Below are 303 nucleotides of genomic sequence, written 5' to 3'. Positions count from 1 at the left end.
CGATGAGGCGCAATGCGTCTTTCGTTGCTTGTTCGATTAGGGCATCGATGCGATTCGATACCGCGCGCTGTGCACTATTCATGGTCTTACTCGATTCCTTGTTAATCGGTAGGCGTAGAATAACACGGGGCCGTGCGGCACGCAATACACTTGATTTATATTGGGTTATTTGTGTACGTGCGGGTTCCATGCTAATATACGGCATCAGCTAATCACGTAGGGGCTATCATGATTCTGGCACTGTTGAACGCGGCTCGGGCCGCCGGCGGGAACGTAGAGCGCTGCGCGCAGGACGCGTATGCG

The 303-nt window shown here is 53.8% G+C and carries 1 protein-coding gene; it reads right to left on the bottom strand.

Annotated elements, in window-relative coordinates:
• On the bottom strand, positions 1 to 190 hold a 190-nt coding region (locus AC1RPQ_RS08320), incomplete at its 3' end, for a hypothetical protein (RefSeq protein ID WP_481762316.1).
• Between the last annotated feature and the right edge of the window lie 113 nt (positions 191 to 303).

The sequence above is a fragment of the Dellaglioa sp. CoH-57-MRSF-21 genome, assembly GCF_056781915.1.
Note: the sequence above shows the minus strand (reverse complement) of the source record. Positions and strands in the feature narration are given on the sequence as shown.